This window comes from Streptomyces sp. NPDC058872 (assembly GCF_042743065.1).
GTDB lineage: Bacteria > Actinomycetota > Actinomycetes > Streptomycetales > Streptomycetaceae > Streptomyces.
In genome coordinates this window covers 152,109-170,400 of the sequence record NZ_JBHYMK010000009.1, presented here as the reverse complement: position 1 = coordinate 170,400, position 18,292 = coordinate 152,109, and the positions used below count along the sequence as shown (strand labels likewise).

The 18,292-nt window shown below is 69.2% G+C and carries 24 protein-coding genes and 1 pseudogene; 8 read left to right on the top strand and 17 right to left on the bottom strand.

Annotated features, from left to right (window positions below):
* The 3 genes from ACFW22_RS08390 to ACFW22_RS08380 form a co-directional block, all read right to left on the bottom strand.
* On the bottom strand, positions 1–407 hold a 407-nt coding region (locus ACFW22_RS08390), incomplete at its 3' end, for a M20/M25/M40 family metallo-hydrolase (RefSeq protein ID WP_386400555.1).
* Complete coding sequence (locus ACFW22_RS08385; RefSeq protein WP_386400553.1) at positions 404–1,282, bottom strand: RimK family alpha-L-glutamate ligase; 879 nt, start codon at positions 1,280–1,282, stop codon at positions 404–406. The genes ACFW22_RS08390 and ACFW22_RS08385, both read right to left, overlap by 4 nt.
* Before the next feature lie 1,027 nt (positions 1,283–2,309).
* Positions 2,310–2,531: a hypothetical protein gene (locus ACFW22_RS08380; RefSeq protein WP_384872839.1), complete on the bottom strand. Its 222-nt coding sequence runs from the start codon at positions 2,529–2,531 to the stop codon at positions 2,310–2,312.
* Between the two features lie 144 nt (positions 2,532–2,675).
* Here ACFW22_RS08380 and ACFW22_RS08375 point away from each other — a divergent pair, with 144 nt between their 5' ends.
* The gene (locus ACFW22_RS08375) at positions 2,676–2,888 is read left to right on the top strand and encodes a hypothetical protein (RefSeq protein ID WP_386400551.1); all 213 of its coding nucleotides are present in this window, start codon (positions 2,676–2,678) and stop codon (positions 2,886–2,888) included.
* Between the two features lie 200 nt (positions 2,889–3,088).
* On the opposite strand, the gene ACFW22_RS08370 is transcribed toward ACFW22_RS08375, so the two are convergent.
* The 4 genes from ACFW22_RS08370 to ACFW22_RS08355 all read right to left on the bottom strand — a co-directional run bounded on the left by ACFW22_RS08370 (position 3,089) and on the right by ACFW22_RS08355 (position 6,763).
* Positions 3,089–3,427 (bottom strand): MerR family transcriptional regulator, encoded by a 339-nt coding sequence (locus ACFW22_RS08370; protein WP_384872842.1) that lies wholly within the window; start codon positions 3,425–3,427, stop codon positions 3,089–3,091.
* 904 nt (positions 3,428–4,331) lie between these two features.
* The gene (locus ACFW22_RS08365) at positions 4,332–4,754 is read right to left on the bottom strand and encodes a hypothetical protein (RefSeq protein WP_386400548.1); all 423 of its coding nucleotides are present in this window, start codon (positions 4,752–4,754) and stop codon (positions 4,332–4,334) included.
* A 46-nt stretch (positions 4,755–4,800) separates the two neighbouring features.
* Positions 4,801–6,312, bottom strand: coding sequence for a DEAD/DEAH box helicase (locus ACFW22_RS08360; RefSeq protein ID WP_386400546.1), 1,512 nt, complete (start codon positions 6,310–6,312; stop codon positions 4,801–4,803).
* Between the two features lie 247 nt (positions 6,313–6,559).
* Entirely contained in the window at positions 6,560–6,763 is a 204-nt protein-coding gene (locus ACFW22_RS08355; protein ID WP_190223980.1) for a cold-shock protein, read from the bottom strand.
* Positions 6,764–7,311: 548 nt separating this feature from the next.
* Here ACFW22_RS08355 and ACFW22_RS08350 point away from each other — a divergent pair.
* Positions 7,312–7,566: a hypothetical protein gene (locus ACFW22_RS08350; protein ID WP_386400544.1), complete on the top strand. Its 255-nt coding sequence runs from the start codon at positions 7,312–7,314 to the stop codon at positions 7,564–7,566.
* A gap of 323 nt (positions 7,567–7,889) precedes the next feature.
* On the opposite strand, the gene ACFW22_RS08345 is transcribed toward ACFW22_RS08350, so the two are convergent.
* Entirely contained in the window at positions 7,890–8,798 is a 909-nt protein-coding gene (locus tag ACFW22_RS08345) for a GlxA family transcriptional regulator (RefSeq protein WP_386400575.1), read from the bottom strand.
* A 129-nt stretch (positions 8,799–8,927) separates the two neighbouring features.
* Between ACFW22_RS08345 and ACFW22_RS08340 the strand changes: the two genes are divergently transcribed.
* Entirely contained in the window at positions 8,928–9,521 is a 594-nt protein-coding gene (locus tag ACFW22_RS08340) for an MBL fold metallo-hydrolase (protein WP_386400542.1), read from the top strand.
* 601 nt (positions 9,522–10,122) lie between these two features.
* Here ACFW22_RS08340 and ACFW22_RS08335 read toward each other — a convergent pair.
* Positions 10,123–10,332, bottom strand: a complete 210-nt coding sequence (locus ACFW22_RS08335; RefSeq protein ID WP_386400540.1) for a hypothetical protein — start codon at positions 10,330–10,332, stop codon at positions 10,123–10,125.
* Positions 10,333–10,475: 143 nt separating this feature from the next.
* The gene (locus ACFW22_RS08330; RefSeq protein WP_386400538.1) at positions 10,476–11,417 is read right to left on the bottom strand and encodes an alpha/beta fold hydrolase; all 942 of its coding nucleotides are present in this window, start codon (positions 11,415–11,417) and stop codon (positions 10,476–10,478) included.
* 122 nt (positions 11,418–11,539) lie between these two features.
* Here ACFW22_RS08330 and ACFW22_RS08325 point away from each other — a divergent pair, with 122 nt between their 5' ends.
* Positions 11,540–12,175 (top strand): TetR/AcrR family transcriptional regulator, encoded by a 636-nt coding sequence (locus tag ACFW22_RS08325; RefSeq protein WP_386400536.1) that lies wholly within the window; start codon positions 11,540–11,542, stop codon positions 12,173–12,175.
* Between the two features lie 32 nt (positions 12,176–12,207).
* A complete protein-coding gene (locus ACFW22_RS08320) occupies positions 12,208–12,660 on the top strand; it encodes a GNAT family N-acetyltransferase (protein ID WP_386400534.1) in 453 nt (150 codons plus the stop codon).
* Between the two features lie 346 nt (positions 12,661–13,006).
* Here ACFW22_RS08320 and ACFW22_RS08315 read toward each other — a convergent pair whose 3' ends face one another.
* Positions 13,007–13,309, bottom strand: coding sequence for a helix-turn-helix transcriptional regulator (locus tag ACFW22_RS08315; RefSeq protein WP_386400573.1), 303 nt, complete (start codon positions 13,307–13,309; stop codon positions 13,007–13,009).
* Between ACFW22_RS08315 and ACFW22_RS08310 the strand changes: the two are divergent.
* The 3 genes and pseudogenes from ACFW22_RS08310 to ACFW22_RS08300 form a co-directional block, all read left to right on the top strand.
* A pseudogene (locus ACFW22_RS08310) lies at positions 13,272–13,706 on the top strand (aldo/keto reductase); the annotation flags it as partial. The gene ACFW22_RS08315 and the pseudogene ACFW22_RS08310 overlap by 38 nt on opposite strands.
* 163 nt (positions 13,707–13,869) lie before the next feature.
* The gene (locus tag ACFW22_RS08305) at positions 13,870–14,001 is read left to right on the top strand and encodes an aldo/keto reductase (RefSeq protein ID WP_386400570.1); all 132 of its coding nucleotides are present in this window, start codon (positions 13,870–13,872) and stop codon (positions 13,999–14,001) included.
* 251 nt (positions 14,002–14,252) lie between these two features.
* Positions 14,253–14,468, top strand: a complete 216-nt coding sequence (locus tag ACFW22_RS08300; RefSeq protein ID WP_386400532.1) for a DUF6243 family protein — start codon at positions 14,253–14,255, stop codon at positions 14,466–14,468.
* A gap of 312 nt (positions 14,469–14,780) precedes the next feature.
* On the opposite strand, the gene ACFW22_RS08295 is transcribed toward ACFW22_RS08300, so the two are convergent.
* The 6 genes from ACFW22_RS08295 to ACFW22_RS08270 form a co-directional block, all read right to left on the bottom strand.
* Entirely contained in the window at positions 14,781–15,101 is a 321-nt protein-coding gene (locus ACFW22_RS08295) for a hypothetical protein (RefSeq protein WP_386400530.1), read from the bottom strand.
* The gene (locus ACFW22_RS08290; RefSeq protein ID WP_386400528.1) at positions 15,101–15,859 is read right to left on the bottom strand and encodes a hypothetical protein; all 759 of its coding nucleotides are present in this window, start codon (positions 15,857–15,859) and stop codon (positions 15,101–15,103) included. The genes ACFW22_RS08295 and ACFW22_RS08290 overlap by 1 nt, the downstream gene beginning before the upstream one ends.
* Positions 15,860–15,927: 68 nt before the next feature.
* Entirely contained in the window at positions 15,928–16,494 is a 567-nt protein-coding gene (locus tag ACFW22_RS08285; protein WP_386400526.1) for a hypothetical protein, read from the bottom strand.
* Entirely contained in the window at positions 16,491–16,931 is a 441-nt protein-coding gene (locus ACFW22_RS08280) for a hypothetical protein (RefSeq protein ID WP_386400524.1), read from the bottom strand. Before ACFW22_RS08280 ends, ACFW22_RS08285 begins: the two co-directional genes overlap by 4 nt.
* Positions 16,932–17,290: 359 nt before the next feature.
* The gene (locus ACFW22_RS08275) at positions 17,291–17,947 is read right to left on the bottom strand and encodes a contact-dependent growth inhibition system immunity protein (RefSeq protein ID WP_386400522.1); all 657 of its coding nucleotides are present in this window, start codon (positions 17,945–17,947) and stop codon (positions 17,291–17,293) included.
* A 13-nt stretch (positions 17,948–17,960) separates the two neighbouring features.
* Positions 17,961–18,260 (bottom strand): RNase A-like domain-containing protein, encoded by a 300-nt coding sequence (locus tag ACFW22_RS08270; protein ID WP_386400520.1) that lies wholly within the window; start codon positions 18,258–18,260, stop codon positions 17,961–17,963.
* Positions 18,261–18,292: the final 32 nt, after the last annotated feature.

Sequence of the window (18,292 nt, the reverse complement as noted above, 5' to 3'; positions counted from 1 at the left end):
CGCGAGCGCGCAGTCTCCTCCTCCACGACACCGACCACCACGATCCGGCCGGGAAAGTCGGCCATGCCGGCCGCCGCGCAGATCATCGCCGCGAGCGGGCCCTTCGCGTCGACCGCGCCGCGGCCGTAGAGCCGGCCGTCCTCGGAACGGACCGGAACCCGGCCCGAAACGGTGTCCATGTGCCCGAGAAGCATCAGGGTCGGGCCCCCACCGCGACCGATCTCACCGATCACATTGCCGACACCGTCGATATGCGCCCGAAAACCCAGATCCGTCATCGCCTGGACCAGATAATCGCCCAGCGCACGCTCGTGATAAGACGGAGAAGGAATCTCCAACATCGCGCGGAGCAAACCCGCCGCATACGTCTCGGTGACATTGCCCGACGAAGTGAACGCCCAGTTCATCGCTGCGCCCGTTCCCGTAGAAAGCCGACGATGTGGTCCGCGACATCAACCCGGTCGCCGAGTGCGGACTGAAAACCGGTGAACTCCACCCGGTGGTTGACCTCCAAGACCAGCAGCCGGCCCTCACGGTCCTCGATCAGGTCCACACCACAGATGTCGGCACCCACTGCCGCGGCGGCATCGTGAGCGAGCCTGTCGATCTCCGGGCTCACCTCACACGGCCGAACCTGCCCGCCCAGCGCCACATTCGTCCGCAACGACGCACCCTGCCGGTAGACGGCACCCACCACCCGGCCACCGACCACCACCACCCGGATATCCCGACCCGGCTTGTCGATCAACTCCTGCACATACCCCAGATGCGACTGCGGACCCGGCAACGCACCGGCGTACTCCAGCACACCCTCCGCCGCCTCACGATCACGCAAACCCACGATCAGACGGCCCCACGAACCAACCAACGGCTTGATCAACGCCGGATAGCCGATCTCGTCCAGAGCATCCAACGTGGCCTGCGGCGTCAAACCCAACGCCGTACGCGGCACGGGAAGCCCCGCAGCCCCCAACGCCACCGTCGTACGCCACTTGTCACCACACACCTCGGTCGCATCCGCACTGTTGACCACATCGGCCCCCGCCACCGACCAACAACGCGCCGCATACGCCGCACGCACCTGACCGATCTCACGGTTCAGCACCACACCCCGGGAAACACCACCCCGACCCGCCACAAACCACTCACGCCGCGTGTCGACATGCTCGAAACGAACCCCACGCCGATCAAATGCGTCGAACAACCTCTTCTCATCCGCACCGACCCTGCTGGCAAGCACCGCGATCTCACAGCCACCCGCGCGCTCTGGCGTCGCAGACACGTGACCTCCGTAATAGGACCACCAACCAACCCCGGACGGCACAACCCACCCGCCACATGGAAAACGAAACTACGACCACCCCCACACCCCCAACATCCGCAACAAGCTCATCCACAACGACACACCCCGCTGACCCCCCACCCCACGATTACAACCCCTGATTACCCGGCTCCATCTGCGGCTCTCTGCCCTCGGCCCCGCGGGTCCGTGCGTTTTTCACAGGGAAAAAGGGGGAGCGAATTCGCATCGATCGCCGGATGCCTGGTGATCTGCCGGAACCGACGACACCGCCGCCGGTGGACCGCGGTCCACCGGCCGCCTGTCCGACCGGGTTCGCGAGCAGCACGAGGCCGCAAACCCCGCTCGCATATGGAGACAGCCCTGCCCTCGCGCCGCCTGTTCGGTGCGAGGACAGGACTGTCTCCGGGGCGTTCGCGGGAGTTGGGGCGCGGCGAGGGGTGAGAGGGCTGGACAACGACGAAGGCCCTGGTCTCTGACCAGGGCCTTCCTTAAAGAGCGGATGACGGGAATCGAACCCGCGCCATAAGCTTGGGAATCATGTGGCACTTGGACGTGTAAAGGGCATCTGAACTGCGGGAACTCTGGTTCGCGGGCGGTTTTCTGTCGTCGCTCGGGGGGCCCTTGTTGTCCGTTGTTCGCCGCCTCTGCCGGCACGCTGTGGCACGGCCCCTCGGCCGTACGGCCCCAGCGGTCGGACCGTTCCGGCCCGTTGCTTCGGAGTCGTGTCGTTCAGGCTGATGCGAGGACCGGGCGGGCCTCGACGGTCTCCAGGGGGGTGGGTTCCTGGCCGGTTCGAGGGCTTCCGGACGGTCGGCGACCTCGACGATGAACCAGCCGTCGAGGGTCTCCTCGCCGGTGTGCGCGGGCCCTTCGGCCGCCGTCGACGTCCCGTCGGCGGCGGTGCGCGCCGTCGCGGGTGCGGTGTGCTCGGTTCCAGGGCCTCGCCGCCGACCAGTTTCCCGGTCGCGACGAGGCCGGTATGCCGTGACTGGGCACGGCGGCGGCCCTACAACTTGCTCATCTTGGCGTACGGACTGAGGATCCGCTCTTGCGTCGAGCCGAAATCCACGACAGTCGCGATCCCGCCCTCGACGCCGATGACCCGGCCGAGGCCGTACACGTCGTGCGTGACCTGGTCGCCTACGGCGAACTGCTTGGGAGGCAGCGTGACCGGGGCCTTGAAGGGGCTGGTGGGCAAATAGCGCTTCGGTGCACTGGGCTTTGTCATTGCCGCCAGTATGCGCCCCGCGCGCATCTGTTCGCTGCGGCCGTGCACGCCCGCAGTGCGGGACCACCGAGGAGGGGCTCGACGAAGACAACAGCTCCAGGTCGCTGACCGGCGGTTTTGGAGTTTCGGTACGGTACGGGCCAGGTGCGGCTGGAGGAGAGCGATCCGGAGGCCGCCGAGGCCATTCCGCGCCCCTCGTACCCGGTGGCGGCCGAGGCGTCCGCGGCTCTGTCCGAAGAGGTGACGCCGACCGGACTCCCGCCCCGGATCGACGACGTGCCCCCGCCCGTCTCCCGGCCCGCCCGGTCTCGGCGGGTTTCCGACGCCGGTGCGGACAGCGATGTGGGGGCCGTCTGACGGACGGGGCGGGCCGTACGCCGTCGTGGACGGTCCTCGACACCCCCCGGCCACGACGACTGGTCGACCCCACCGTGTCCTTCGGCGCTGCTCACATGTCCCTGGGCCACGCGGCGCTGATACCGAAGGGGCCTCGCCCGCGCATGCGTGCGTGGTTCTCCTTCGGAACCCGGCGGAATCGACGACGGGCGACCCCCGCCTCAGTCCGAGTCCGGTGGCGGGGCTGATTCCGCGGCGCGGCGGTACTCGGCGTTGATGCGCTGGGCTTCTTCGAGTTGATCTTCGAGGATGATGATGCGGCAGGCGGCTTCGATGGGGGTGCCCTGATCGACGAGCTCCCGGGCACGTGCGGCAATGCGCAACTGGTAGCGGGAGTAGCGGCGGTGGCCGCCCTCGGAGCGGAGCGGGGTGATGAGGCGGGCTTCGCCGATGGCGCGAAGGAAACCCTGGGTGGTGCCGAGCATTTCGGCAGCCCTGCCCATGGTGTAGGCGGGGTAGTCGTCGTCGTCGAGACGCCCGTACGAGTCATCTGCTGTCATTTGCACCTCTCTGTGAAACGCGTAGAGGGGCCCTGGTGCCGTACGGCACCAGGGCCCCGAAGGAACTACTACACCACCTGCCGGCCCTGATACTGCGCCGGCCTTCTCTGTCCGCTGACCCGACCCAGTGACTGTCGGGTTCGCGGGGATCGCGGTTGCTTGACCGGAGACCACCTCACTATCGATGTCCTGCGGTACCCGGACTCGAGACTTCCGGCCGGGCGATCCTGATGGCGCTGCGTTGCTCCGTTCTTCCCTCGGTGATCGATTTCCTACCACGGGGTACCGCGTACTACTGCTCCACTGCGGGTTGTGGAACTGCTCGGTGGCCTGTGCGAGCGCCACCGCCGGATACTGCGCACTGCCCGCACGGGTCCGCGTCTGTCGTGCCCGCGGTCCCGCTCGCGGCGGCCCCTGATCACTGCGGGCCACCCGGTCCGGCCGTCAGTTCCGTCGCCGTCCTGCGAAAGCCCTGGCTTCGAAACTCCACTGCCGCACCGTCCTGCGACTTCCTCTGCTGCTGGTACCGCTTGCCGGCAGTTCATCTCTGCCAGGCCATACTGTCTCTCTCGGTTACAGAAGAAAACATAGCCGGGCCGCCGCTCAATGTCTACTCTGGCCGGAGTAGATTTTCATGTGTCCGGTGGGTAGATAGTCGACCTCGACGAGCGTCGCGGAGAGTCGCGGAGCGTTCATCGCCAGGTTGACCACCGTGCATCCGCGTACGGGGCGCGGTGATTCACTCGATGCGCGAGAGGGCCCGACCGGCGTGTGCCGGTCGGGCCCTCTCGGCTGACCGGAGTCAGCTCACGGTCGTTTGCGGATCACGGTCAGGGCGCCGTCGAAGCGCCGAGCAGCGCCGAGGCGTGGGGGGTGGGGGAGGGGAAGGGCGGGTCCGCCGTGGTCAGGCGGGTCGCTCAAGGGCGACGGCGGGCGTGGGGACGGCTGACGGGTCCTCCCGCCCGCCCATGACGGACGGGGCGCCGAGCCGGCGGAGACGTCGTGCCTGCTCGGCCGTGAGGAGGCTGTCCGAGGTGAGCGGCCCGCCGTCGCCGGAGAGGTCGCGCAGCCGAAGCCGGTCCGTGTATGCGGAGCCTTCGCGGACGGCGGTGAGCCGGGCCAGTGTGACGAGACCGGCGGCGAGGCCGTCGGCGTCGCAGACGAGCAGGTGGCCGGTCCGGGCACCTGCCATCACGGCCAGCGCCACCTCGACGGTCATGTCATCGCAGACCTGGAGTTCTGCCGGGCCCACGGCGGCCCGGTCCCTCCCCGTCCTGAGCGCGGGGGTGGTCGGGGCCGAGCGGGGCTGCATCGGGACCGACGTCACAACGTGCCTCCTGAAGAGATGGGGCGGCTTCCGGGTCACGTGGCGCTCAGGCTGCCGTGTCGACGGCGGACCGTCGCGCCCCCACGCGCCGGGCCGCCGCAGCGGGCCCGCGCCGACCGCGGGAGGGCGTGCCGCGCTTGCGCCGCTCGGCCGGTGGCGCGGTGATCGTCACGGGCACGCCCGACGGGGCTTGGGCGCCCGTGATCCTGTGGAGTGCTTCCTCGCCGGAGCAGACCTGAGTGGTCTTCGGCACGATGCCGGCGTCCTGCAGGAGTCGGGTCATCCCGCGACGCTGGTTGGCGGTGACCAGGGTGACGACGGTGCCGGACTCGCCGGCTCGCGCGGTACGGCCGCCGCGGTGGAGGTAGTCCTTGTGGTCGGTGGGCGGGTCCACGTTGACGACGAGGTCGAGGTTGTCGACGTGGATGCCGCGCGCGGCGACGTTCGTCGCCACCAGGACGGTGACGTGCCCCGTCTTGAAGTGGGTGAGGGTGCGGGTGCGCTGAGGCTGCGACTTCCCGCCGTGCAGGGCGGCGGCCCGGACACCGCAGGCGAGGAGGTCCTCGGTGAGGCGGTCCACGGCGTGCTTGGTGTCCAAGAACATGATCACCCGGCCGTCGCGTGCCGCGATCTCCGTCGTCAGCCGGTGCTTGTCGGCGCCGCGCACGTGCAGGACGTGGTGCTCCATCGTCGTGACCGCGCCCTGGGAGGGGTCGACGGAGTGGACGACGGGGTCGGTGAGGTAGCGGCGGACCAGCAGGTCGACGTTGCGGTCCAAGGTCGCGGAGAACAGCATCCGCTGGCCCTCGGGGCGGACCTGGTCCAAGAGCGCGGTGACCTGCGGCATGAAGCCCATGTCGGCCATCTGGTCGGCCTCGTCGAGGACGGTGACCGCGACCTGGTCCAGTCGGCAGTCACCGCGGTCGATGAGGTCCTTGAGGCGACCGGGGGTGGCCACGACGACCTCGGCGCCACCGCGCAGTGCGTTCGCCTGCCGCCGGATCGGCATTCCGCCGACGACGGTGGCCAGGCGTAGCTTCACGGCACGGGCGTAGGGGGTGAGGGCGTCGGTCACCTGCTGGGCGAGTTCCCGGGTGGGGACCAGCACCAGTGCCAGCGGCTGACGGGGTTCGGCGAGCTGCCCGGCGACGCGGGCCAGTAGGGCCAGACCGAAGGCGAGGGTCTTGCCGGAGCCGGTCCGGCCGCGGCCCAGGACGTCACGGCCGGCCAGGGAGTTCGGCAGCGTCGCGCCCTGGATGGGAAACGGGACCGCCACTCCCTGCGTGGTGAGCGCGGCCAGGAGGCGCCGGTCCAGAGCCAGGTCGGTGAAGGTCTCGACGGCGGGAAGCGCCGGAGTGATCGTCTTCGGCGGGGCGAACTCCCCCTGCACGGCGGCGGGACGCCTGCCGTATCCGCCCGACCGGCTCGGACCTTCCGATCGGCCCGCGGCGGACGAACCGGGGCGACCGCCCCGGCCCGTTTCGGCGGAGGAGCCGTACGAGCGGCCGCCGTTGCGGCGGGTGCGGGAGGTACGGCCGTTCGTGCGTGTGGGGTTCATTCAGAACCTTCCTGGATACGGCGCGTATCAAAGAATCCCGGCAGCGGATGAACAGCTTTTGGAATCACAGGGACGGCCGAATGGAATGAGAAAGAGAGCGGCTCGGCAGGGTGAATGGTTGTCGACGCGACATCGGGTCGGCGAAATGAAAGAGGGGTCGCGGGCGCGGAGGGGTCCCGTGAAATGAATACAGCTGGGGCCCGCACCCCGAGGGATGCGGGCCCCAGCTGTTTATTGCGCGTCAGCGTCAGGCGGGAACGATGTTCTCGGCCGTCGGGCCCTTCTGGCCCTGCGCGATGTCGAAGGAGACCTTCTGGCCTTCCTGGAGCTCACGGAAGCCCTGCGTCGCGATGTTCGAGTAGTGCGCGAACACGTCAGGGCCGCCACCGTCCTGCTCGATGAAGCCGAAGCCCTTTTCCGCGTTGAACCACTTCACGGTGCCAGCAGCCATGTCATTTCTCCTCTGGGCAAGTACGACGGAATCCGTACCGTACGGATCCCGTGTCGCCGCGATGATGCCCTGCCCGGAAAATGACCGGAAATACAAAACGCTTCCGTGTGGCACGCGGCCGATGGGAGGCGCTTGAAGTTTTTGGGTACCAAAACTGCAACTGACTTCGACAGTAGCACGTCCTCGCGTCCTGTGCGCTGCGAATATTTCTCCCTGTGTGTCGCCGGTAAAAACTCTGTCCGCGACAGTCGTTAAAATCTAAGGCGGCGAACACAGGTATTCGTGTACTTCGAATGAGGTGTTCCGGAAGCAAGGCGGTCGACCTGCTGGGGCGTCGGCAGTTGACGGAGCCGGCAGTCGACGGAGCCGGCGTGTGCGGTTCGCAGAGGTCGAAGCTGTCGCGGGCATGGCGGCGGCCGAGTCCTTCGCGTCGGATGCGCCTCCAGCGATCGGCTGCTGTTCGGGCGTCGACGGTTCTCGCCATCGGCGCCTGTGGGGCCGGGCAGGCCGTCGCACGGCCCAAGGCCGTCTCGGGCGGTGGGGCGGAGGTGGCCGAGGAGACGTTCCCCGGACGGCGGATCGTCGATCTCGTGGTGCATCCGGTCGCGCTTGCGCGTCCGGCCGGGGTGCGGCTCCTCATTCCCGAGAACTGGCACGCCCAGCGTTCCGTGCAGCGTTGGCCGGTGCTGCTTTTGCTGCCCGGCGGGGACGGTGATCATCTGGCGTGGACCCGGGACTACGGAATCCAAGACCTTCCCGCGGTCGCGGGTGATGATGGGGGGTCCAGCCTGATGCCCTGTTGACGGAGCTTGTGGCGCGCGAATGGCGCGGTCCCCAAGAGGTCTGGACAGTGGCGAAGGCCCAGGGCGTTGACCTGGGCCTTCTTGCAAGAGCGGATGACGGGAATCGAACCTTCGCCACAAGCTCGGGAACCAACGTCGCCCGGTGGCTCCGCAGGCGGTCGCCGAGCTGACCGGCCACGCGTACCGGGCAGCCCGTGAACGTGACATCCGCGAGATCGTCCTCACAGCCACCGGGGACAAGAAGCGTGACGGTGTCGAACACGTGAGAACCCCTCACCGACGCGCGGCGCGGGGTTCCCGGTCCGGGGGCGGTCGCCCCGGCGCTACGGCGTGTTCGTGAAGGAGCGTCGGTAGGAGCGGGGCGGCACTCCCCGGCGCCGCACGAACTGTTCGCGCAGGACGGCCGCGCTTCCGTATCCGACGCGGTGGGCGATCTCCTCGACCGGCAGGTCCGTGGTCTCCAGGAGCTCCTCAGCGCTGCTCAGACGCAGGCTCCGCAGCCAGGCGTGGGGGGTGGTGCCGGTCGCTGCGGTGAAACGGCGGGCGAAGGAGCGTTTGCTCATCACGGCGCGCCGGGCCAGTTCCGCGACGGGAAGCGGCTCATGGAGGTTCTCGCGGACCCATGCGAGCACCTCGGCGAGCCGTTCGTCGCGGCAGTCTTCGGGGACGGGGGCGGTCACGTACTGCGCCTGCCCGCCGTCGCGGTGGGAGGGCAGAACCAAGTCCCGGGCAACAGTGTTGGCCATCGCAGCTCCGTGTTCCCGCCGCAGCAGATGCAGGCACAGATCGAAGCCCGCAGCGGATCCCGCACCCGTGATGATCCGACCTTCGTCGATGTAGAGGGCGTCGGGGTCGACGGTGACGTTCGGGTGGCGGCGAGCGAGCAGTTCAGCGAACCGCCAGTGGGTGGTGGCCCGCCGGCCGTCGAGCAGTCCGGCGGCGGCGAGCGCGAAAGCCCCGACACAGTGGGCCGCGACCAGTGAGCCGCGTTCGTGTGCGACCGACAGCGCATTGAGCACGGCGGGAGCGGGTGGTGTGCGGAAGCCGGCCCAGGGCAGGGCGATCACCAGATCGGCGGAGGCGAGCCGGTCCAGGCCGTGCGCGATGGTGAGCGGCACGCCGAGGTCGGTGAGGACCGGCCCGGGCCGATCGGCGCACAACGCGAAGTCGAAGCCAGGCAGCGCCTCGCCGTGCGGGCCGAAGACCTCGGTGACGATGCCGACGGCGAGCATGCCGACTCCGGGCGGGGTATACGCGGCGACGGTCACGAAGGGAGGCACACGTGGAGTGTGGCACTAAACCTGCGATCAGCGGCAGTTGTGCCACTCGTGAACGATCGGCCTGCTCGGAAGGATTGAGGCATGACAGACGCACCGCTCGGCCGCAGCGCCGTGTACACGATCCTGACCACCGGATACGTCGGCTCCACCGGCCCCGGAGTCGCCGCCACCGTCTCCTACGTATCCGACGCCGGCCGGCATGTGATCTTCGACCCGGGGATGGTGGCGAGTCGCGACCGTATCCTCGCCCCGCTCGACGAACTGGGGCTCGGCCCCGAGGACATCACCGACGTGGTGCTCAGCCACCACCACCCGGACAACACCATGAACGTGGGTCTGTTCGGACGGGCTCGGGTGCACGACCACAAGGTGGAGTACCTCGGCGATCAATGGAGGAACCGGGACGCGGAGGGGTACGAACTCACCCCGTCACTACGGCTGATTCGCACCCCGGGGCACAGCGCCGAGGACATCACACTGCTGGCGGGAACGGACTCGGGCGTCGTCGCCTTCGCCGGTGACCTGTGGTGGCACGCGGACGGCCCGGCGGACGACCCAGTGGCTCCCGACCGCGAGGTGCTGCGCGCCTCCCGGCTCCGGGTGCTGGCCGCCGCGGACCTGATCGTGCCCGGTCACGGCGGCCCGTTCAGGGCCGATGACGCCACGCCACGCTAGTGGCCCGTGCCAGTGGTCGATCGTTGGTCGTCGTGTGACTTCTGCTGCTGGCGCCCGACGACCTCGGCCCCCGTGCAGACCTCACGACGACGCCGCCCGGCCGCACGCTGGAGGTGCCGGGCGGCCGGCAGGCTGCGTGGAGAACCGAGGCCGTGAGTGTGCGACTGGGGCTCCGGACCGGCCGGATCCGTCGCCCCGGCCCGTTGGGGGCGATCGTGGCGGAGGCTGCAGCGGTGAGCCTCAAGACCGCTTCACCGGAGCGCCCCTACCGCGATCCGGCGTTCCTGCTCTCGCTGCCCTCCCATGCGCTGCAACTCAGAGAGCAGCTCGACGAGGACGACCGCAGGAAGCTCGCGTTCGCGAGACGAACTGGCTCCCCGCCCCGGACGGCCCCTTCTCGCTCTATCTGCGCGCCTACTGGCCCAGCCCGTCCGCGCTCGACGGCACCTGGCAGCCTCCCGCCGTCATCAGGACGACCGACTGACGCGGCTGGTCCACGCCGCCGAGGCCGGGGCGCGGGTCAGCCTCGGCGGTACAGGGTGCCCGGTGCTCCCGTCTAGTCGGACGGCGCCTGCTGCCTGTTCAGCTCGGCGACGATGTCTCAGGAACCCGAGACGTCCTCGTGGAATTCGGGGGCGCCCCACTGGCCGAACGGGGTGCCCACGGCGTTGTCCTCGAAGTCGAGGGGCACGTCGTTCGACACGCCGAGAGGGGCGGCCGGCCCGGGGTCGGCTGCGGCCGCCAGGCCGGCGTTGCCGAGAAGGGCGGTGGCCGCGAGGGCGGTGGCGGTGAGGGCAGTGCGTACGCGCATGCTCGTTTCTCCAGGTCGGAAGGATGCCGCGCACGGCCAACGGCGGCAACGTGCAGGCGGTTACGCGGGATCCCTCCGGATGGGCCGGTGCACGTTGTGGCACGGAGCGGGCGCCGCTGGCGGCGCTTCTCCCTGTCGTAGCCCTATGCGCCGCCGACCGCAGAGGGGTCGAGGGAGTCGACGTCCTCCATGAAGCTCAGCATCCGGGCGTTGACCACGTCGGGGTGGTCGATCTGCGGGCCGTGTCCGGTCGCGGTGATGATCTCGGCGCGCGCCCGGGGGACGAGGCGCGGTACGCGCTCCAGCTGGCGCTTGGGGTGTACGAGCAGGCTGTGCTTGCCCATGATGACGTAGAGCGGGGTCCGGATGGAGCGCAGCGCGTCCTCGGCGAGCGGCAGGGGTGCGGGGCGGCGGATCCGGTACGCGCGGGCGCCGAGTTGGATCCACCTGCGCATCTCGGGGACGGCGATCACCGGCTGGTCCAGCCACCTGGCGAGCCGGGGACGCAGCGCCGTCGGGGCGAAGGTGGCGAAGAGGCTCACGAAGACCCAGGCGAAGAAACGCAGACCGACCTTCTCCAGGCCGCCTGGGTCGAGGGCGGTGACCGAGGCGAGCCGGCCGGGCCGCCTGTGGGCCTGGTTGAGGACGAGCCAGCCGCCGTAGGAGGAGCCCACGAGGTGGACCCGGTCGAGGCCGAGCGCGTCGAGGGCCTCGTCCATCCACTGAGCGGCGCGCTCGGGCTGCCACATGGGTTCGCGGTGGATGCTGCGGTTGGCGTCGCCGGGGGTGTCGAGGGCGTAGACGGGGCGGTCGAGGCTCAGCCCGGGGGTGTTGGGGTACCACATTGCAGAGCTGTAGCCCGCGCCGTGGATCAGGACGATCGGGGTCCGGGACTCGGCCGCGGGGTCCGCGGGCCCGTACCGGTAGACGTGGGTGGTGCCGAAGCTCGTCTCGACGTCCGTCTCGGAGCGGACGGGCGCCCCCATGGTGTGGAGCACGTCTTCGGCGGCGAAGTAGCGGTCGCGCAGGGCGTCGCTGACGTAGCGGCCGACATCACGGCGTACACGGGCGGAGTTCTCTGGCACGGCGGCACCTCCGGTGAAGATCCGTTCTTCGTGGTACGACCGTATCATTTATGTAATACATCGGTATCATGAAGGGCGTCGGGTGGCGACTGCGAACTGTCGACGGGCGGAGAAACGGGAACATGCCGAAGCGTGTGGATCACGAGGAGCGGCGCGGCCAGATCGCCGAGGCGCTCATCCGGGTCGCGGGGCGGCGGGGTCTGCATGCCGTCGGCATGCGCGACGTGGCGGCGGAGGCTGGTGTGTCGCTCCGGCTCGTGCAGTACTACTTCGAGACCAAGGAGAAGCTGCTCTTCTACGGCCTCCGGCACCTCACCGATCGCTTCACCGCGAGGGTGAGTGCCCGCTTGGCCGCTGCGGGCCCGGACCCGGGCCCGCGCGCCATGGTGGAGGCGCTGCTGCTGGCCTCGCTGCCGACCGATGAGGAGAGCCGCACGTTCCACCTGCTGTACAGCTCCTACGCGATCCTCTCGGTGACCGACGAGGCGCTCGCCGCCCAGCCCTTCATCGACAACCCGGACGCCGCGGAGAACGCCGTGACCGGACTCCTTGAGCAGGCGCAGGGGGCCGGCCTGGCCGACCCGGACGCCGACGCGCGCACGGAGGCGATCAGCTTGCTCGCGATGGCGGCGACCCTGGGCACCAGCGTCCTCGTGGGCCAGCGGAGTCCCGAGGCGGCAATCGCGGTGCTCAGCCACCACCTGGACCGGATCTTCACGACTGCCGGGACGTCCGAGCGGGGAGCGGGATCAAACTGACGGGTCACGAAGCGCCGCGGGAGGGTTTCAGCGTGTTCGTAGCGAGGGAGGACGCATTCGATCCGGAGGAGGTGCTGGGACTCTACGACTCGGTCGGATGGGAGGGCTACACCCGTGATGTCGACAGGCTGTGCCGCGGCCTGGCCAACTCCCACCTGGTCATCACGGCACGGGACGGTTCGGGAACGCTCCTCGGCCTGGCCCGGACGGTCTCCGACGACGAACACATCTGCTACGTCCAGGATGTCGTGGTCAACCCTGCGTGCCACCGGCAGGGAGTCGGCCGCGCGCTGGTCGAGCACCTCATGCGGCGCTACTCGCACTGCCGCTTCTTCCTCCTGTCCACGGACCACGAGTCGACGCCCGAGGGCAAGCGCAACCACGCGTTCTATCGAAGCCTGGGGTTCCTGTCGTACGAGGAGAAGGGGATGGCGGGCTTCGGACTGCCCAGGAACCGCCCCGACCTGCGCAGTGCGGCGCCCTGACCGGATCCGCCGCGGATCTCCCGAACCGCCTGAGCGTCAACTGCGGGCCACCCGGGGGATCATGTGGCACGCAGGCGGTGGGAGGCTCCGGACTGAACCGGGCGACAAACAAGCCCCAGGCCGTTGACCTGGGGCTTCGCCATGGAGCGGATGACGGGAATCGAACGCGCACGATAAGCGGGGGAATCACCCGGCACCTGGGTCTGTGCATAGGCTCTGACCTGCGAGAACTCGCGGCGACAGCCCTGGTCTGGTGATGTTGTCCGGCCTCTGGTGACCGCTGTTCACCGCCCCTACCGGCACGTTGTGGCACGGCTCGTGTCCGCCTCCGGCTGCCCGGACACCGTCAGGAGTCCGACCTTCGGCCGAGGATCTCCCGGGCCCGCAGGCCGGCCTGGAAGCGGGACCGGGCGTCCAGGGCGGCCATGAGGGCGGCGACCCGTCGGCGGTAGGTCCGCAGGGACACCCCCAGCCGGCGGGACGCGGCCTCGTCCGTATGACCGGCCGCCAGGGCCCGCAGTACGGCCCGCTCGGCGTCGCCGAGTCGGGGAAACGGCCTGCGGGCCCGGGAGATCGCCGGTCCCGCGAACGATCCGGAGACATCGGCGGCTGTGCTGAGGCGGGCCGTCGAACTCGGGGTGAACCACATCGACACCGCCTGGTTCTCCTTTCACGGCGGGCTCTCGGCCAACGGCCTGATCCGCCGCGTCCTGCACCCCCATCCCGAGGACCTGGTCCTGGCGGCCAAGGTCGGTCCCGTCCGACACCCCGACGGCAGCTGGGGCGCCCCGGCCGGCCCCCGGGAGCTCGCGGCCGGCGTCCACCGCACTCTGCGGGAACTCGGCCGGGACCACCTCGACCTCGTCCACCTGCGCCTCCACGAGGACGACGACACCGTGGCCGAGCGGTTCGGCGCGCTCGCAACCCTGCGCGAGGAGGGTCTGATCCGGCACCTCGGCCTCAGCAACACCACCACCGGACAGCTCGCCAGGGCGCAGCGGACCGCCCCGGTGGCGGCGGTACGGAACATGTACGGCCTCTTCCACCGCCACAACCCGGACGTCCTCGACACCTGCACCCGGCAGGGCATCGCCTTCGTCCCGTTCTTCTCCCCGGAAACCCCGGGCCGCCCCGAGCCGACCGAACCGCTCGCCCGGATCGCCGCCCCGGAACGGGGCCTCTCCCGAGCAGGTCAAGCTCGCCTGGACGCTGGCCGGGTCACCGGTCGTCCTCGCGATCCCCGGCACCTCCTCGGTGGCCCATGTGGAGGACAACGTCGCGGCGGCCGACCTGCGTCTCGATCCGGAGGACCTCGCCGCCCTGGACGCCTTGTCGGCCTGAGTCGCGACGGATCATCGTGGAGCGCCTGGTCCTGGTCGGGGCGGGCCGGCAGGAACAGCAGCCCGTAGGTGATCAGGGCGGCGAAAGCTTGGTGAGCGGGGTCGGCGGAACCGGGTAACGTCTTTGTCATGTTCTTCCAGACGCCGATTTACGAGTGAGAGCGTGATGGCCCCTGCTGACGTCCTTCGACGTCGCCATCCGTCCCCACCGATGAATCCGCAGATCACTTCACCTCACCACCGGGAGAACCCGTGACCGACAGCAAGAACATCAACAACCCCGTGGGCCAGGGCGGCGGCCAGCGCAAGAGGCTGTCCCGCGCCGAACGGCAGAACAACGGTCCGCACCGCAACCTGGACCGCCTGGGTGCCGCCGATCGGAAGGCGGAGCTGGTGCGCAAGATGCGCGAGAAGACAGGCGCAGCCGAGGTTGCCGGGCAGACGGGCGACGACACCGCACAGAGCTGACGCACCGCCGCTGCGGGGCGGCAGCGCATCGGGCAGCCGCAGGTTCGGCAGCCCTGGCACGCGGGTCCGAAGAGGTCGGGACAACCAAGAAGGCCCAGGTCGCTGACCTGGGCCTTCTCTCAAGAGCGGATGACGGGAATCGAACCCGCGCTATGAGCTGGGGAATCACCGTCGCCCAGCTCGAACATACCGCTTCTGACCTTTGGGAACATGCTCTGGTGGCGCTCATCCCACAAGCTCTTGGGTACCCGTGTCGACCGCTGTTGTCCGCCCTGAAGGGCACGCTTGGGGCACGAGATGCGGACCCCGTCCTCACGCCCCGGCTGCCCACCGGACGGCCGCGACCGCGCCCAGGAGGAGCGGTGGGGCGAGCCACCAGGGGCCCATGGCGCGACGGATCGAAGGAAGCAGGGTGATCAGCAGGGCGAGTCCGCTCGCGGCGACGGCGAGGACGCAGGACAGCTCGATCCCGGCCTGTGCTTCGTCGTCCCAGCTGCCTGCGGGCCGGATCGTGAGGGCCGTGTACACGAACCATGCGGCGATCGCGTGGAGGAGCACCAGCGGGACCGCCATGACCCACCGCAGACAGCCGTCATCACCGGCCGCCCCAGCGGCGTCGGTCCGATCGGACATCACCGGAGAGCTCCCTTGGCTTCGTCGAGGTTCCTGGAGAAGGCCCGTCCGTAGGCCTGGGCGTCATCGCCCTGCCAGTACGGTCCACCGTTGTACCGTGCCGCCAGTTCCTGGCGCTGCTCGGGCGTCATCTGCTCGGGGGGAACGTCGGCGAACTCGCTCTCGGCCTTGAGCTGGGCCAGGTACTCCGCCGCGATGAAGATGTTCTGCCCCGGGTCCTGGAGGGACTCCTCCACGATGGCTCGTTGCTGTTCGGTCATGTGCTGGGGGTCGTAGCCGAGTACTTCGGCTCCGCGGCGCACCTGGATGGCGATGGGACCGAAGGACGTTTCGTCCGGGGTTCCGCCGAGGCGCCAGGGGAGGTTCTCCGGGGAGACCGGGCTCAGCCCCCAGGGCGCGTCGGCCTGCTCGCGGATCGTGTCCGTGATGTCGTCGAGAATGCCGGGCTGTCCACCGATCTCCTGCCAGGCGATCCCGGCGACCACGTCCGCAGGCAATCCAGAGTTCTTCGCCGCGGCTTGGATGATCTCCTTGTTCGCGCTGATCCAGTCCTTCCGGTCCTGGCTCGTCGACGGCGGACTCCAGTAGCTGTCCTCTGCGTCCGGCAGTGCGGACAACCGCGTCCGGATGTCGTGAAGTGTCGGCGAGACCGGGGTGGTGCCGACTCCTCCGGCGTAGTCCTGCTTCGGTGGGCTACCGGGAAGGTGGGTGAGGGGATTACCGCTGGCCTCCTTGGCCTCGCTCCTCAGGGACGCCATGGCCGACACGATGTCCACTCTCTGGACGGAGCCCAGGCGGAATTCGGGCAGTAGTTCGTACGCCTGCTTCAGTCCGTGTACGCACAGATCACGGGCTTCCTTCTCGGCCGTTCGAGCGAGGTGGAACGCGCCCCCCCCGCCGCATCGTGGAGCCTGTTCGCCTCTTCCCGGATGTCGTCGACATCCATGGTGAGTTCGGCGAGGAAGTCGAGGACACCTGTGGTGGCTCGCATGTCCTCCCACTGACGCATGGGTTCGGCGTCCTGTGCCTCGCGTGTGATCGCGGTGCCCTTGGTGCCGATGAGGGCGGCCAGGCTCCGCTCGTTGGCCTTGCCGTCCGAGTAGTGACTCTTGGCCGTCTCCAGCGCCCACGCATAGCTTCGCAGGACGCCGGCTGCCCGCCCGTAGCCCTCGGCGATGTGCTGCACGAGTTTGCGTGCCTCGGCGAGCCGAGACACGTAGTGCTGACTGCCTTCGCTGTGCCAGTGGGTCCGCTTCTCCGCGCGCTCGGCCGGTACGTCGACCTCGACCAACATGTCGTGGAGGCGCTTGAACTCGTCGGCGTTCCGCTCGACGAGGGCGGGGTTACAGCCTTCGAGGAACTCGACGTCCTTGCGGTAGCTCAGGCCGGTCACTTCGCCTCCGGTGCCACGTACTGGCCATCGCTCAGTACGTTGTCGAGGAAGCGACGGGTATGGGCGTCGTCCACGGCGGCGAAGTCGGTCCCCGTGGTCTTGAGACGGGTGGCGAGCGACGCGAGGAGCGCGACCGTGTCCAGGAACTGATCGTTGGCGAACCGCCCGAAACGCTCTACTTGAGCGGCGACTTCGGCGTGGGCTCTCGGCGCGCGCGCCATGGTTCCGAGATCACCGTCAGGCTTGCCTTCGTGGAGGAAGCCCGCGATCTCGATCAGCAGGTTCGCGTTCCCGTTGATGGAGTCCGTGTTGTAGTCGAGCGTGCCGCCCGTGGTGGCACCGCCCCGATCCACGGGAAGCTGGTTGAGCCGCATGGCGGTCGGGCCGCTTAAGGACACATCGGCTTTCGCCCGGGCCCATTCGTCATCGAACGACACGCGTCCCCCTGCGGTTGTCGGTCTTCTGTACGAGTGGCCGACGAGGTTATCAAGGATGGAGACCGGGGCGTGGTGCGGAGGTGGCGCAAGGCGCGGGGAGGGGCCTGGACAACGACGAAGCCCCAGGTCCCTGACCTGGGGCTTCGTAGAAGAGCGGATGACGGGAATCGAACCCGCTCTATAAGCTTGGGAATCACCCGGTAATGGGGCCTGAAAAAGGCATCTGACCTGCGGAAACGGGTACTTTCGGTAGGGCTCTCGATTGCCTTCCGGCGTCTGCTGTTGACCGCTGTTCACCGCCCCTGCTGGCACGTTGTGGCACGGGCTCCCACAGCCGGCCGCCGATCACGAGGGCCGGATCAGACGCCGGAGAGTGTCGTCGCCGCCGACTGGAACCAGGCGCCGTGGGAGAAGGGTTCGGGCGGGCCGACTTCCATGCCGAGTTCGGCGGCGGCCAGGGCGTAGTCGCCCTCGTCCAGGGGGAGGGCGAGCAGTTCGTGGAGTTCGCCGACGAGGTGGGCGACGAGTTGGGGGTGGGTGGTGGTGGCGTAGTCGGCGAGGGCGGTTTCGTGGTCGGGGAACTCGTCGACGATGTCCTGGGAGAACCAGCCGCCGAGCAGTTGCGCGGTCTCGGGGAAGCGGGCGTGCCATTCCCAGTGGGTCTGTGGGGACGTGGGCTCGGGGACGTCGCCTTCCTCGATGCTCTTCTTCAGGTGGTCGGCCAGGATCGTCAGCCAGTCGCCGATCTCGGCCTGGGGCATCCCGGTGTCGGGGATCGCGTAGAACTCGCCCAGTTCCTGTCGGAGGCGGCCCGGAGGGTTGCGGCTGTACTCGCGCAGTTGGCGTTCTGCCTCGGCGATGGCCGGGGGGCGGGTGTGCCAGGTGTGGCGGAGGTACGCCTCCAACGCGCGGCTGCGGTGCTCCGGGGTGTCGTCGGCGGGCTGTCCCAGGTAGGCGCGCATCACCTGGTCGAGTTCGCCGTACCGGCGGTCGTGTTCGAGGGGCTTCATGGGCATGTGGGTGCGGCCCCTACAGGTAGAACGGGATGGTGGTGTGGACGACGAAGCCGTGCGGGCTCGTCGGCTCGCGGCGCAGCACGACGCGCGCCGCGCGGACGTCGACGGGCCCGCGGCCGGCCAGCAGGTCGCCCTCCAGCTGGACCCGCCCCACGGGCTCTTCGCGGGAGGGCCAGGCGGCCTCGATGGCGAGGCGGGCCCGGGTGTTCTGGGCGAGCCAGCGGTGGATGGCCTGTTCATTGGCGTTCACCACCTGCTGGGTGGCCCAGTGGGCGGTCTCCCGGTCGGGATAGGAAGCGGAACGGGTCAGCACGGGGGCATCCTCTCAAAGCGGCCGTCAGGAGC